The organism is Foetidibacter luteolus, from assembly GCF_009650435.1.
GTDB classification, from domain to species: domain Bacteria; phylum Bacteroidota; class Bacteroidia; order Chitinophagales; family Chitinophagaceae; genus Foetidibacter; species Foetidibacter luteolus.
The window spans coordinates 62,487-77,131 of record NZ_VVIP01000049.1 but is presented as its reverse complement, the minus strand read 5'-3'; the positions used below and the strand labels follow the sequence as shown (position 1 = coordinate 77,131).

The 14,645-nt window shown below is 43.9% G+C and carries 11 protein-coding genes; 4 read left to right on the top strand and 7 right to left on the bottom strand.

What is annotated here, in order from left to right:
* Window positions 1-246 precede the first annotated feature (246 nt).
* From F0364_RS15375 to F0364_RS15365, 3 genes are all read left to right on the top strand, one after another.
* Entirely contained in the window at window positions 247-3,339 is a 3,093-nt protein-coding gene (locus F0364_RS15375) for a T9SS type A sorting domain-containing protein (protein WP_153798685.1), read from the top strand.
* 424 nt (window positions 3,340-3,763) lie between these two features.
* Window positions 3,764-5,866 (top strand): polyphosphate kinase 1, encoded by a 2,103-nt coding sequence (ppk1, locus tag F0364_RS15370; RefSeq protein ID WP_153798684.1) that lies wholly within the window; start codon window positions 3,764-3,766, stop codon window positions 5,864-5,866.
* A gap of 203 nt (window positions 5,867-6,069) precedes the next feature.
* The gene (locus tag F0364_RS15365; RefSeq protein ID WP_153798683.1) at window positions 6,070-6,966 is read left to right on the top strand and encodes a Ppx/GppA phosphatase family protein; all 897 of its coding nucleotides are present in this window, start codon (window positions 6,070-6,072) and stop codon (window positions 6,964-6,966) included.
* 337 nt (window positions 6,967-7,303) lie between these two features.
* Here F0364_RS15365 and F0364_RS15360 read toward each other — a convergent pair whose 3' ends face one another.
* The 6 genes from F0364_RS15360 to F0364_RS15335 form a co-directional block, all read right to left on the bottom strand.
* On the bottom strand, window positions 7,304-7,999 hold the full coding sequence (locus tag F0364_RS15360) for a LytR/AlgR family response regulator transcription factor (protein WP_153798682.1): 696 nt from the start codon (window positions 7,997-7,999) through the stop codon (window positions 7,304-7,306).
* Entirely contained in the window at window positions 7,996-9,057 is a 1,062-nt protein-coding gene (locus F0364_RS15355; protein WP_207632703.1) for a sensor histidine kinase, read from the bottom strand. The genes F0364_RS15360 and F0364_RS15355 overlap by 4 nt, the downstream gene beginning before the upstream one ends.
* Window positions 9,058-9,251: 194 nt before the next feature.
* Window positions 9,252-10,067, bottom strand: coding sequence for a 3-methyl-2-oxobutanoate hydroxymethyltransferase (gene panB, locus F0364_RS15350; protein ID WP_153798680.1), 816 nt, complete (start codon window positions 10,065-10,067; stop codon window positions 9,252-9,254).
* Between the two features lie 299 nt (window positions 10,068-10,366).
* On the bottom strand, window positions 10,367-11,380 hold the full coding sequence (locus tag F0364_RS15345) for a glycosyltransferase family 4 protein (protein WP_153798679.1): 1,014 nt from the start codon (window positions 11,378-11,380) through the stop codon (window positions 10,367-10,369).
* A gap of 57 nt (window positions 11,381-11,437) precedes the next feature.
* Window positions 11,438-12,064, bottom strand: coding sequence for an HAD family hydrolase (locus F0364_RS15340; protein WP_153798678.1), 627 nt, complete (start codon window positions 12,062-12,064; stop codon window positions 11,438-11,440).
* A gap of 516 nt (window positions 12,065-12,580) precedes the next feature.
* Window positions 12,581-12,910, bottom strand: a complete 330-nt coding sequence (locus F0364_RS15335; RefSeq protein ID WP_153798677.1) for a DUF6686 family protein — start codon at window positions 12,908-12,910, stop codon at window positions 12,581-12,583.
* A 116-nt stretch (window positions 12,911-13,026) separates the two neighbouring features.
* Here F0364_RS15335 and F0364_RS15330 point away from each other — a divergent pair, with 116 nt between their 5' ends.
* Window positions 13,027-13,515 carry a GNAT family N-acetyltransferase gene (locus F0364_RS15330; RefSeq protein WP_153798676.1) on the top strand — a complete coding sequence of 163 codons (489 nt, stop codon included), beginning with the start codon at window positions 13,027-13,029 and terminating at the stop codon, window positions 13,513-13,515.
* 86 nt (window positions 13,516-13,601) lie between these two features.
* Here F0364_RS15330 and F0364_RS15325 read toward each other — a convergent pair whose 3' ends face one another.
* Entirely contained in the window at window positions 13,602-14,606 is a 1,005-nt protein-coding gene (locus F0364_RS15325) for a glycosyltransferase (protein WP_153798675.1), read from the bottom strand.
* Window positions 14,607-14,645: the final 39 nt, after the last annotated feature.

Below are 14,645 nucleotides of genomic sequence, written 5' to 3'. Positions count from 1 at the left end.
TTCAAATTTTCTCCCGCAATACAGGACGGCTTTGGCATGCAAAATTGTTAACCAAGGCTTCGATACTACTGCCACTGCTATTTTGTCCCCCAAAGAATCCAGGAAAAAGGTTAAGTATTAATCGGATTAAAAAACGCATAAAATTTTAAGGGATATTAAAATAGTAAGAGAGATTAATGTGCTGCCATTTTATATTGCGTATGGAGCGGCTGATTGCCCCTCTATCCAAATACCTGCTGAAAACTTATGCGGCATATTACTTATGGACCAATTCCGTATTCTTTGCTGCGAAGCATTTTGCTGCTTCTGCTCCTTCCTATGTGCGCTGCAGCACAATACAATCTTTCAGCCACCAGTTACAGCCAGAATTTTGACGGTTTGGGAACATCCAGCCACACCGGTGTTACCGATGGAAGCCTGGGCAATATTAACAGCAACCTGGGTGGGTGGTACTTTTATGAAACCGGCAGCGCTGCCAATAATGACATTAGCGCCGGTACCGGTAGTGCCAGCACGGGTGACAACTATCATTTTGGCGCCAGTGGCTCGACTCAACGAGCTCTGGGCGGGTTGCGGTCTGGTACGCTGGTCCCTTATTTCGGTTTTTATTTCACCAATACTACCGGGGCCGTTATTACTTCCATAACAATTACCTATACCGGCGAAACATGGCGGGTGGGCAGCAGCGGCAGAAGTGACAGGCTGGATTTTCAATACAGCATTGATGCCACCGGTTTAGGTAACGGCACCTGGGTAGATGTGAATAGCCTCGATTATACCAATAATGCTTCTTCAACAGGCTCAGGGTCATTGCTTCAATCAGCAACAGTAACCGCCACCATTTCCAACATAGGAATTGTTAACGGCGCTTCGTTCTTTATACGCTGGAGCGATTTTGATGCATCCGGCTCTGATGATGCGATGGGGATTAATGATTTCAGTTTTACAACCGCTTCTTCCGGTACTTATTCTTCAGCAACAGATCATTTCCGTTCCGCAGTTTCATCCGGCAACTGGGGTGCACCCAATAATTGGCAATCTTCCGCTGATGGTATTAGTAACTGGATTACAGCAACCTTGTTCCCCACCAGTTCTGCCGCGGCCATTACTGTTAAAAATGGCCATAGCATAACCCTTGCTTCTGCCGCCACAGCCAACCAACTTGTTGTTGAGCAGGGTGCCACGCTTACGCATAACAGCGGAGTGACTTTTTCTATTGCCAACAATACCGGTACAGATATGAATATAAGCGGTACCTATGTGCTAAATGGGGCACAGCCTGTTTTAGCTTCCGGGGTGTCTGTAGAAATACAAAGTGGCGGAGTAGTAAGGGTAGATGCGAACACAGGAAGTGGCAGTGATGATTTTGCCCGTAGTACACAGGTGCTTTTTAAAACAGGAAGTATTTTTCAATGGAATATTAATACCTCTTTTACATCTGGAAACGTAACTTATTTTAATGCTGCCGGCAGTGCGTTGGAAAAACCAATATTTCGTGTTACCGGCGCCCCAAGTGTTGGCGCTGCCACCACATTAACTATTAACGGAAAGTTTGAAAGCAATGCAAGCAACTTCCAGTTTGTTAACAGCGGTACCAAAATATTCAGGGACGGCCTGGGCGGCACAGGTACCATTATACATAGCAGCACCAGCGGCACTTTTAAAATTACCGCTGCTGATGCAGTAATTGATGGCAGCCTGCAATTACAATTAGAGAACTCTTCTGTAAGCCCGGCGCTGGAAATAGCCAGTGGCGCTACGGTAACGCTTAAAAACACCGCTTCTGTAACGGTAGGTTCAGCAACAGCGCCGGGCGCCGAATTATTGGTTGCGGGTACGCTCATCCACCAGTCAGGTACAGCCATCAACCTTGGGTATGGCCACTTCACTGTTACGGGCAGTCTTGATCCTTCCTCAACCGGTAGCTTTAAAGGTTCTTCCACTGCTGGCGGGGCCGTAACCAATATTTCCATAGCCGGTACAGCCACCGCACCTGTTTTTAGTTTTGAAAACGGCTATGAATATATTAACGCCTTTACCATTAATTCAGCCGGCGGCAAAGTTGTTTTGGGCAGCAACCTGTACAGTAAAAACCTTACACTTACCAATGGAATAATTATTACCGGCAACAACCTTTTTACCTTTTTAAACGAAAGCGGCACCGGCAGTGGTTTAACTGTGGCTGGCTATACACAAAACAGTACAGCGTACAAAAACAGTTATATCTGCACCTGCGACGAAACCGGCACATCCATACCTGTAACAGACGGCAGCAAAGGCTTCAGGATAAATAATGTAGGTACAACAGAAATAATGTTCCCGGTAGGTGCTGACCTGGTTTCGCCCAACCGCATGTCAATGAAAAATGATGGGGCAGCGGACGATTTTACCGTTGTAGTAGCTATTGGGGATATTGCCAACACACCCATGCCGGTTGTATACCGGAAATGGTATATTAACGAAAGGGTTGCCCCGGCAACCGCGGCAGACAGCAGCCAGGTATCCATGAAACTATACTTTACCAAACGTGATGCCTCTTTGTTCCTTAGCGGACAAAATGAGCTGGAAACCGGTTTTGACTTTACGGATATGCACCTGGCACATAAAACCACTGCCAACTATTTTTCTCATGTTTCCAACGGCTCAGATAAACTCAGTACGTCGCCCGGCAACTATAATTTTGATACGGAGATGTATGGCATGTACAATCGTGGCGTAAGTGTGGCGGATGGTAACCTCAGTAATGGGTTAACCCGCTTTGGCGGCGCCTTCTCTGTAGTTAACCAGGGTGGTTTTATTTTACCGGTAAAATTTGTTAGCGTAAATGCCGTAGCCAGCGGAAAATATGTTGATGTAGCATGGGCAGTGGCAGAACAAACCAACATACAGCATTACGAAGTTGAGTTTTCCGAGGATGGGCATAATTTCCGGCAGGTTGCCCGGATTAAAGCCGGGCGTAAGAGCAACTATGCCTGGCAACATGTTGGGCATGGTTGGGCAAAAGCATACTACCGCATAAAAGCGTTGGATAATAATGGCAGGTTTTATTATTCCGGCGTCTCAGTGGCAAATCCGGCCAGGTCAGGGCAGCAGGTTTCAGTGGCGCCAAATCCCGTTAAAGGGCAGCGCATTCAATTATTTACGCAGCAACTGCCAACCAGTACTTATCAGCTTACAGTAAACAACAGTTTGGGTATTAAAGTTTATCAAACCATCATCCATCAAGTACAGTCAGCCAGGCAGCAGGTAACATTACCCGGCCTTCCTCCGGGACTCTATTACCTTTCCCTGTACAGGAATAATAACCTTGTAACTACTTTGCCCTTAGTGATTTACTAACCAGCTTATAACATCTTACATAAAAATCGTACTCCTGTACTTGCTACATCGTACACCCCACATCATACATCTAACATTATCATGGGGTGTCCCCAAGCTGCGCAAGGGGTCGGGCTTTCCGCTATTACTCCGCCACAAAGGCCATGCTGCGATGGCTTCAGCGGGGTAACCGCTTCAATCCCTCACCCTTAAGTGTAGCACCCCACTTTTTTTCCATACAGACTGCGTGGTAAGCAAAGCAATCTATGCCGATGAGGTATAGTTTACCGGTAATTCGGCTGCACTATGCTGCCCAGCAAGAATTTCCATGCGGTTTTTGTTTGTTACCTTACCTTCATAAACAGCACCTTGTTTAATACACTTAAACTTAACATTGGCACACTATACTCTTATTTACTTTTGATAGATTAAGGCTATTACACTTATGAGCAAAAAGAACCTGATACCAAGAGATATTAGCTGGCTTAGTTTTAACGCCCGGGTTTTACAGGAAGCAAACGACCCCAACGTGCCCCTTAAACAACGTATCCGTTTCCTGGGCATACACTCTAATAATATGGATGAATTTTTCCGGGTGCGTGTGGCCACTTTAAGGCGCATGATAGAGCTGGCTGGTAAAAAGGCCAACATGCATTTTGAAGATAACCCCCAGGAAATTCTTGACCAGATACAGGTTATTGTTTTGCAGCAGCAGAATGAGTTTAACCGTATATGGGATGATATTCTGCAGGAGCTGAAAAAAGAGAAGATATTTTTGCTGACTGAGAAAAACCTGAATAAAGAGCAACGTGTTTTTGTAAAGCAGTTTTTTGATGAGGAAGTACGCTCTAACATTATACCCCTGCTGATAGAAACACTTCCGGCATTGCCTTACCTGCGGGACAAGAGTATTTACCTGGGTGTGGTGATGCGCAAAAACAAATCTGCTTACGACCAGAAATATTCCCTGATAGAAATACCCAGCAAAACGGTGGGCCGCTTTGTGCAACTGCCATCCAAAGCAGGCGAAAAAAACATTATACTGCTGGAGGATGTGGTAAGGTTTAACCTGCCTTATATATTCTCTTACTTTGCCTACGATCATTTTGATGCGCATATTTTTAAAGTAACCAAAGACGCGGAGATAGACCTTGACAGCGATGTATCCACCACGCTGGTGCAGAAAATTGAGCATGGCCTTAAAAACCGCAGAAAGGGTAAGCCTGTTCGCTTTATTTATGATAAGGAAATGGATGCGGGCTTGCTGGAGTACCTGATACGGCGGCTGAACCTTTCCCGCAAAGACAATATTATTCCCGGTGGGCGCATTCATAATTTCAGGCATTTTATGGATTTTCCGGATGTGTTTGATAAAAAGAACACCAGGGTAACCCCCTTCAGGCACCCGGCTTTAAAAAATTCATTAAGGGTTACAGATGTTATACTGGAACAGGATGTGATGCTGCATTTTCCTTACCAGTCTTTCGATCCGGTTATTGACCTGTTGCGGGAGGCGGCGATGGACCCAACCGTAACAGGTATTAAAATAACTGCTTACCGCCTGGCCTCTAATTCAAAAACTATCAATGCCCTGGTGAATGCCGTGCGTAACGGCAAAGAAGTGGTGGTAATGCTGGAACTGCGTGCCCGCTTTGATGAAGAGGCCAACCTTGAATGGAAAGAAGTGCTGGAAGAAGAAGGCGTTAAAGTATTGCTGGGTGTGCCTAACATGAAAGTACACGCCAAAATATGCGTTATAAAAAAACGGGTTGGCACTAAAACCATTCAATATGGTTTTGTAAGTACCGGCAACCTTAATGAGAAAACAGCGAAGGTGTATGCAGACCACTGCCTGCTTACCAGCAATCGTAACATTATGGCCGATATCAACCGTATTTTCCGTTACCTGGAAAACCCCAAAACAGGGATGCAACACCTGCAGGCCTGCAAAACTTTAATGGTTTGCCCGGTAGGTATGCGCAAGCAACTGATGCAGATGATAAACAAGGAAATACGCCTTGCCAAAGCCAAAAAAGAAGCACGTATAATGCTTAAGCTCAACTCCCTAAGCGATGCTACGCTTATTAATAAATTGCAGGAGGCGGCACAGGCCGGTGTTGAGGTGCAGATGATTGTACGGGGTATTTTCTGTGCACGCATACAGAGTAAAAAGTACAAAAAACCGCTTACAGCCATCAGTATTGTAGATGAATACCTGGAGCATGCCCGGGTGCTGATTTTCAACAACGGCGGCAAGGAACGAATGTTTATTTCTTCCGCAGATTGGATGGTGCGCAACCTTGACCACCGTGTGGAAGCTGCCGTGCCTGTAACCGATGAAGAGATAAAGAAAGAACTGGAAGATATTATCCACATTCAGTTAAGGGATAACGTAAAGGCCCGCTGGCTGGATAATGACCTTGCGAATAACTATGTATCTTCCGCAGGCAAAAAGAAAATCCGGTCGCAGGTAGAAACTTATCATTACCTGCACAGGAAAATTCAAAAATCTGTGGAGGCGGTTAAAGAAGAAATCGTTACAACCTGAGATTTTTTTTCAGAAAAGGCCAATATAGATACCGGCGACGGTTTTTCATGGTCCCGAAATTTCGGGATTCCTTGCGTCGTCCCGAAACTTCGGGATTCATCGTTCATATCATTGGGCGGCTTTTCAGACCCGGGTAGTTAGAAGCCTTTTTGTTAAAATGCCTCATCATATTTTTTCAGCCGCACTGCACTAAAATATATTAAGTGAAGCTAGCCGCAATAGATATAGGAAGTAATGCTGCCCGTTTGTTGATAGTGGAGGTTATTGATGATGATAACGGCAAACCGCAGTTTAATAAAGTAAACCTGGTGCGTGTGCCTTTACGGCTGGGCTTTGATGTATTTGAAAAGGGGGAGATAAGTAAGCAGAGAGTAGGGATGGTTATTCAAACCATGAAAGCTTACCGTCACCTGCTTAACGTATATGATGTACCGCATTTAATAGCCTGCGCCACCAGCGCCATGCGGGATGCCCGTAACAGCAACGACATTATCAGGAAAGTAAAGCTTGAAACCGGTATTGAAATTAAAATAATAAGTGGTGATGAAGAAGCCACCGTTATTTACGAGAACCATTTTGCAGAAACACTGGATAAAGAACATGGATACCTGTATATTGATGTAGGTGGCGGCAGTACGGAAATTACCTTTTTCGCAGAGGGTAAATTGCGTTACAAAGAGTCCTTCAATATAGGTACTATAAGGTTACTAAAGTACCAGGTAGATGACGGCCATTGGGATGCCATGCGGGATAAAATAAAGCAAAACATAAAAACCAAATATCCCATCATCGCTATAGGCTCCGGCGGTAACATCAACAAAATATTCTCCCTTAGCAAAAAGAAAGAAGGCCGCCCGCTGCACCTTGATTTACTGAAAGATTACTACAAAGAATTTTCCAGCTTTAGTGTGCAGGAAAGGATACGCATCTATAAACTTCGGGACGACCGCGCCGACGTAATTGTACCTGCTTTGCAGATTTATATTAATGTGATGCGCTGGGTAAATGCTGATGAAATTTATGTTCCTAAAATTGGCCTTGCAGATGGCTTGGTACAGCATTTATACAGCAGTATAAAAAAAGCGGAAACATTACTGTGAATAACCAGGAACCTTACGCTTTTAAAATGAAAAGCCCTGTAAAGCAAATAGCAGGTTACACCGGCGGGTGAGGGATTGAAGCGGTTACCCCGGTGAAGCCATCGCAGCCAGGCTTTTGTGCCGGAGTATGAGCGGAAAGCCCGGCCCCTTGCGCAGCTTGGGGACACCCCCCAAGTACGAAGTTAGAAGTACGAAGTACTTTTTTATGTAAGATGTTAGATGTGGGATGTACGATGTAGCCAGGTACAAAGTTATAACTACGAAGTACTTTTTTATGTTAGATGTGGGATGTACGATGTAACCACTACTCACCATTCACCACTCCCCATTCACCTACTTACATTTCCATTTTTTTCTGCAACAGCTCGTACACCTGTTTTTGATAAGTATAACTTATGGGGATTGATTTGTCGCCAATGCGTATGATGTTCTTGTTCCAGCTGTTAATACGGTCAACAGGAACTATGTATGAGCGGTGGGCCCTGATGAATTTTTCTGCGGGAAGTTTTTCTGAAACCGCCTTCATGCTCATGTGCACCAGTATAGGTTTGGGCTGTATATAGATTTTTATGTAATCGTCAAGGGCTTCTATTAACTCAATATCCTTATAATAAATTTTGGCCCACTGATAATTGTGTTTTACAAAAAGAAAACCTTCGGCAACGGCTTTGTCCTGGCGAAACTGGGCAAACTCCATCGCCTTGTTAACGGCTTTGGCAAACCTGTCATAGTCAAAAGGTTTAAGCAGGTAGTCAATGGCATCCAGGTTAAAACCTTCTACGGCAAACTGGCTAAAGGCGGTAGTGAAAATAACCATCGGTTTATTCTTAAGCCTGCTGAAGAACTGCAGGCCACTTTCATCGGGCATCTGCACATCAAGAAACAGCAGGTCAACAGGATTGTTTTCCATAAACTCGCCTGCCTCCACCGTATCGGTAAATTTGGCCACCAGTTCCAGTCCTTCTGTTTTGCCAATGTAACTCTGCACTAACTGGAGAGCAAGAGGTTCGTCATCAATTGCTACACATGTCATGCTTCAAGATTTATATTTAGTGAAACAACAAAACGCGTTGCATTGTTTTCAATGGTAAGCGTATGTTTTTGCGGATATAACAATTCTAACCGGCGTTTGGTATTGCTGATACCTGTACCGGTACTGCTTAACCTGGTAGCGCCGGGCACAATATCGTTAGCGCAGTTAAAGAAAAGCTCTTTGCCTTTTGCCACCAACGCGACTTCAATTTTTGAGCTTAAATGGGTGCTGATGCCGTATTTAAAAGCATTTTCTATAAAGGGTATAAAAATAAGTGGCGCTATCATTACGGTTTCTATGTTGCCGCTTGTGTTAAACAGTATTTTGGCTTTTTCGGTAAGGCGTACTTTCTGTAAGTCAATATAGCTGTTAATAAAGTCAATTTCCTGGGATAGCATTACCCTGTCGTTTAAAGATTCTTCCAAAGTATAACGCATTATCTTGGATAATTTCAGCACCGCGTCTGGCGCTTTATCGCTATTGCTTACCGATAAGGAATAAATGCTGTTAAGCGTATTGAACAAAAAATGCGGATTAACCTGGGACTTTAGCAATGACAATTCTGTTTGCAGTTGCTGTTTGGATATTTCTTCTTTTATTTCCTCTGCGGTAAACCATTGCTTGATAACTTTTGACCCGGCGCTGATAATAAATACCAGCAAAAACATGGTCATAGGCCCGGTGGAAAAATAACGTGGGCCACGCCAGTTATTTTTTTTGGCTTCTTCCGTTTGCAGGTAATTCTGCACTTCATCAGAATAAAAGTTAAGGTAGTACAGCACTGTTAAGTACAGGAAAAAATAGCCCAAAACAATCAAAAGGTAGCTGATGGTTTTTTTTGACGCCAGTATTTTGGGGATTAAATATTCTTTATTCAGGTAAAATAAACCGGGCAGAAAAAAGATAGTGGCCAGGTAACTTTTAGAAAAACGTTCGCTTTGAAAAGCCGGTTGGTTTCTGTTGTAAAAAAAGAACACAAAAGGCAGCAGCAATATTACCGCCCAGGTAATTGCGTTAATTATGATTTCAACCTTAATGTTTCTGTTTTTAAGCGCCATTACCAAACCCTTGTAACTACGCCGCAGCAGCATGTAAACAAGCAATCATAAAAAAGGTGCTGATACCATCCCCGTGACTATCTGCGGCAAGTGCTTTTTAAAGTCAATAATGCTAAAGCTAACATTAAGGCAGTAACATTTGTATAAAGCCTTTTTATTTTTAGATTAAGCGGCTGTATTTATCGGTTATCCTGTTAGTAAGATTCAGCGTTGCTGGGGAAGTCAGCGGTTTTAACATCGCTTATATAGGCCTGTACAGCGGTAGTAACCTGCTCGTGCAGGTTAAGGTATTCACGCAAAAAGCGGGGCTTAAACTCCGTATTAATGCCCAGCATATCATGCATTACCAATACCTGCCCATCGCAATGTTTGCCGGCGCCAATGCCTATGGTTGGTATATCCAGGCTTTCTGAAACTTCTTTGGCCAGCAGGGCCGGTATTTTTTCCAGCACTACGGCAAAGCAGCCCGTTTCCTGCAGCAGTTTAGCATCCCTGCGTAATTTGGCAGCTTCGGCCTCTTCTTTTGCACGTACGTTATAGGTGCCGAATTTGTAAATGCTTTGCGGCGTTAAACCCAGGTGGCCCATTACAGGAATGCCGGCGGATACAATGCTTTTTACTGATTCAATCACTTCTTCGCCCCCCTCCAGTTTTACCGCATGAGCGCCGGTTTCTTTCATAATACGTATAGATGAGGCCAGCGCTATAGAAGGGTTAGACTGGTAAGAGCCAAAGGGCAAATCAACCACCACCAGGCTGCGGTTTACACCACGTATTACTGACGAAGCATGGTAAATCATCTGGTCAAGTGTAATAGGCAAAGTGGTTTCGTGGCCGGCCATCACGTTACTGGCGCTGTCGCCTACCAGCAGCACATCAATGCCGGCGCTGTCAAACATGCGGGCAAACGAAAAATCGTATGCCGTAAGCATAGAAATTTTTTCTCCGGCAGCTTTCATGCGCTGCAGCGTATGCGTAGTTATTTTCTTGATTTCTTTTTGTACACTCATGGCAACGTAGGTTTGTTGTAGGTAATGCCGGTAGAATATGTGCCTACGTTAGAATAAAACATATCCACGGGAAATGATGGCGCAAGATAGGCAAATTAGTGAACGAAATAAGAAATAGCAGTTTCCTGTAAATAATTGCAGGCGTTACTGTAAGTTCTGCGGGGCAAAGAATTTTTATGGGACAGACAGTATTGCTACTATGAGGCTTTGGTTGTGTCACTCACTTGTACTGCAGCAACTCTATTGAGCAGTTGCCGCGGTTGCCAGCCCCGGGGCAAAACCAAGGGCTATCAAACAATCTATCGCCTGTTTAATATGTTCTCATACACCTCCACATAATCTTTCACCATTTTCTCCCTGGAAAAACAAGACGCGGCATGGCCCCGGCAAGCAGCCCTGTCAACGGTGCCAACTTGCTGTAAGGCATCTACTGCTTCTTCAACATTGTTTACCAGGAAGCCTGTTTCCTCATGTTTAATCAACTCCGGCATAGCGCCTTTATTAAAAGCAATAACCGGTGTACCACACATCATGGCTTCTGCTACGCTTAAGCCAAAGGGCTCATTGAAATTGATGGGGTGCAGCAGGGCCAGTGCATTGCCCAGCAGTTCGTTTCTTTTTTCCGGGCCAGCATGGCCAACATATACAACCTGCCGGTTATCAATAAAGGGTTCTACCTTCTCTTTGAAGTACTGGTTATCCTGCACAATACCTGCAATAAGCAGCTGCCTGTTGCATTGGCGGGCTATTTCAATGGCTTCGGCTGTGCCTTTGTGGTGGTGAATGCGGCCAAAGTATAACAGGTAATCTTTAGGGTTGCTGTTAAAAGCAAAATCTTGCGGGGAGAGGCCATTGTAAACTGTGGCCGTATAATGCAGCAAGGGGCTTCTGTCAGCATTGCTGATGGATACATAATAACTGCTGCTGTTATACTTTTTATAAACCGGTATAATCAGCGGTGATGAAAACCCGTGTATGGTTGTGACTATCGGGGTTTTTATCAGTCGTGAATAGGTGAGGGGTAAAAAATCGAAGTTGTTGTGAATAATATCAAATTCGCCAGCCCTTTCCATAAGATGGCTTATATGCAGGCATTCCAATACCTTGGCGTCAGACGGTTTGGCTTCTTCATAACCCTGCGGCACTACTGATTCCAGCTTGCCTTTAGTAATAGAATCACCAGTGGCAAAGAGGCTTACATCGTAGCCCAGCTCTACCAATCCTTCAGTAATATTCGACGAAACCTGCTCCCACGGGCCGTAGTGGCGGGGAGGTGTTCTCCAGGCTACGGGAGATAAAATAGCTATGCGCATCAGCAACAATATTTATTGTTTATGGTCAGCGATAGCCGGCCTGATACCAGTGGGTTTCTATATTTTGTCAACCCTTACCCAGCGCATGCTGGCAGCTTCTGCGGCCTGCACGCCAGGGTCGCCGTCTTCAAACACCATGCACTTTTCCGGTTGCACGCCCAGCAGTTCCGCCGCACGCAGAAAGGGGTCCGGGTAAGGTTTGCCATTGGCCGTTTCGCCGGCGCAAACCAGAACATCCAGCAAGGGCAGAAGACCTAAAACGGTTAAAGTTTTGGTAACCGTTTTACGGCTGCCCCCGGAAACTACACCAATTTTTACCTTGCCCACATTCTTCCTGAGGTGTTCCGCTACAAAATCAACGGGTTTTGTGTGCTCAATAAAGTGTTCAAAGAAAACGGCGCTTTTACGCTGAGAGAATTCAGCGGCGTTAAAAGCAACGTTGTAGCGTTTGCTTATTTCGCCAGACACCAGTATGGTAGGCCACCCGGCCAGCTCATCAATGATAGAATCATCAAGCGTTATGCCATATTCGGCAGCAGTTTTAACGTAAGAATCTTTGTGGGCCTGCATATTGTCGGCCAGCGTGCCGTCGCAGTCGTATAAAAAAGCCTGGAAATCGCCACGGGTAAGCTCATCAAGAATCGCGGCTTTACTTTCTCCGGTTGCTTCAATTGTTTCAAGCATGTATAATTTTTTTAGGTCATTGTATCTAATCCTGGCAAAGCAACTGTTGCAAAAATAACCCATGCATCTCAAAACTCCTGAAGGTAACAGCATATTTCAATGAAACACAACTTACGATACAAACAGAAACAATCCGCGAAACAATTAAGATGATTAGCAACCAATATTTTGCGGTTCCCGTAGCCGGATATTTTAAGAAGGTTTATAGCACAATAAACCTGTTGCACGTTGATGAACAGAAAAATAGCCCCTCACATGCCCAGGGCAGGCTACTGCGGTAATTGTTGAATAGAATTGTTGCCGTACAAGTGAGTGACACAACCATAGCTCAATAGCAGCTACACAGCCAAGTACCAAAAAAACGTAAACATACGGCTGTAAACCAAGTCAAGATAGCCCGTCTGTTAAAGAAAAAGCGCCGATAAACATCAGCGCCCTGCTTGTAACACTTGTTTTTAGTGGTGTTGCAAGAATACAACCGCACCTTTAAAACATATAATTGTAAATATGACCTCACTACTTATAGAACAAGTGCAGTAATTGCTGCGCCTTATGTTCTGTGTCAGCCTCTTCCAGCATAGTGGCTAATAGCTGCAGTTCATTTTTATTCAGCAGCAGTTTAACGCCTTCGCTGGGTGTAGGCAGAAAAAAAGATTTTGTAATAGTTTCCACACTGTCGCCGTACACTAGCAGAGTTTTGTTCACAGATTTTCTGAAAGAACTAAAATCCTTTTCATTTAATGTAACCAGCAAATTGCCAAAGCCAACCTGGAAATTGCCGCATTCCTCACACTGGATCACATAGCCCGTGGAATCGTCATAGAATAATGTCTGATGCCTGCACATGCGTAATTTTTTACAAATATGCCGCTGCATTTTTCCCTGCGTTTATACAATCGGGAAATGGGTTTACGCAAACGGGAAAAAGCGCAGGCCCGCAACTTTGTTGTTATCTTGCAGGCATGCAAACTGGTATATCAATAAGGCCCCTGGAGCAGAAAGATAACCCTGCCATTGCATTGGTGATAAGAACGGTGCTGGCAGAGTTTAAAGCCAACAAACCAGGCACGGTTTACTACGACCCCACAACGGACGACTTATTTGCATTGTTTAAAAAAGATTTGTCAGCCTATTTTATAGCAGAGTTGGATGGAGAAGTAGTGGGCGGCGCAGGGGTTTACCCCACCGATAAATTGCCCGCCGGCTGCTGCGAACTGGTAAAGCTTTACCTGCTTGATAAGGCCCGCGGCAAGGGCCTTGGCCGCCTGCTGGCAGAGAAATGTTTTGAAGCCGCTGTAAACTTTGGATACAGTTCTATGTACCTTGAAAGTATGCCTGAACTGGGTACTGCCGTTGGCATGTATGAGCGGCTGGGTTTTACTTATTTAACCGGGCCCATGGGTAGTTCAGGGCATTTTGGTTGCGATATCTGGATGGTGAAGGCGTTGTAGCGAGTGAATAACAGCCTGAGTTTGGGGCTAGTGGAACTTTTTTTAGCACAATAGTATTGACAAATTCAAGAGTCTTCCCATAAAGTTTATATCATTTTATAGAAGAATGGTCTATTGGATAAAATAGTAAAAAAAAGTCGCCAAGTAATTAAAAGATTATATGCAAATCCTTTAATAAGCTTCCATTCGGAAAACGGATTGCGTAAACGAAATATGTTTTCCAGAATGCTGCAAATTAGAAAAACAGGCAGGTCAAACGAATAAATCATCAAATGAACTAAAAACCATCCGATTCCCAGTTCTTTTCTAATCCTTACCATGTGGGAAACAATAATTTGCAGCCCTTTTCTATCGTATAAGTTAAAGTAACCTTTTTCAAAATTGCCCGTAGCTTTATTAATAGTTTCTCCCTGAATATGTATTACTGAAAGGTTTCCAAAAACGCATAGCTCTCCTTCTTTTTTTAATCGGCTGCACCATTCTGTTTCCTCTGAGTATAAAAAGAAATCTTCATCCATGAGTCCCGCAGTCTTTATTTTTTCTTTCTTAACCATTAGAAATGCACCATTAATCCAGTCTACTTTCTCTTCGGAAGCTGACTTTGTGACATTGGATGTTTTGACATTTATGGAAAATGCTATTGAACGAAGCAGTTTACCAAGATATGGCAGCGGGAGTAGGTGATTGAGGGCACCAGTTATTACAAAATTTCCTGTTATCTGTGGTGTATAATCCGGGTTAAGCAGTTGTACGGAACAGGCGACATAATTCGACATTACAAATTTTTGAAAACATTTATAAATTGCGTCATCTAGAATAATCGTGTCGGGATTTAGCAGCAATACAATTTCTCCTGCAGATTGCCTTATCCCTTCATTGTTAGCCCTGGCAAACCCGGCATTATAACCCATGTCAATCCATTTTACATTGGGAAATTCCAACATTATCAATTCCTTACCTGCTGCATCTGAATCGTTTTCTACAATTATCCATTGAATTTTCTCAAATGATTCATATTGGCTGGTACTTCGCAAGCATCTTATAATGTCGGATTCTGAATGATAGTTTACTATGATAACCGAAAGCAACATTTGAAAATAACGTGAAGCATTTTAGGAATTATAATAAAA

Coding starts and splice junctions, on each gene's coding strand:
- ppk1 (WP_153798684.1), top strand. CDS start 3,764: ATGAGCAAAAAGAACCTGATACCAAGAGATATTAGCTGGCTTAGTTTT.
- F0364_RS15375 (WP_153798685.1), top strand. CDS start 247: ATGCGGCATATTACTTATGGACCAATTCCGTATTCTTTGCTGCGAAGC.
- F0364_RS15360 (WP_153798682.1), bottom strand. CDS start 7,999: ATGACATGTGTAGCAATTGATGACGAACCTCTTGCTCTCCAGTTAGTG.
- F0364_RS15340 (WP_153798678.1), bottom strand. CDS start 12,064: ATGCTTGAAACAATTGAAGCAACCGGAGAAAGTAAAGCCGCGATTCTT.
- F0364_RS15345 (WP_153798679.1), bottom strand. CDS start 11,380: ATGCGCATAGCTATTTTATCTCCCGTAGCCTGGAGAACACCTCCCCGC.
- panB (WP_153798680.1), bottom strand. CDS start 10,067: ATGAGTGTACAAAAAGAAATCAAGAAAATAACTACGCATACGCTGCAG.
- F0364_RS15355 (WP_207632703.1), bottom strand. CDS start 9,057: ATGGCGCTTAAAAACAGAAACATTAAGGTTGAAATCATAATTAACGCA.
- F0364_RS15335 (WP_153798677.1), bottom strand. CDS start 12,910: ATGTGCAGGCATCAGACATTATTCTATGACGATTCCACGGGCTATGTG.
- F0364_RS15330 (WP_153798676.1), top strand. CDS start 13,027: ATGCAAACTGGTATATCAATAAGGCCCCTGGAGCAGAAAGATAACCCT.
- F0364_RS15325 (WP_153798675.1), bottom strand. CDS start 14,606: ATGTTGCTTTCGGTTATCATAGTAAACTATCATTCAGAATCCGACATT.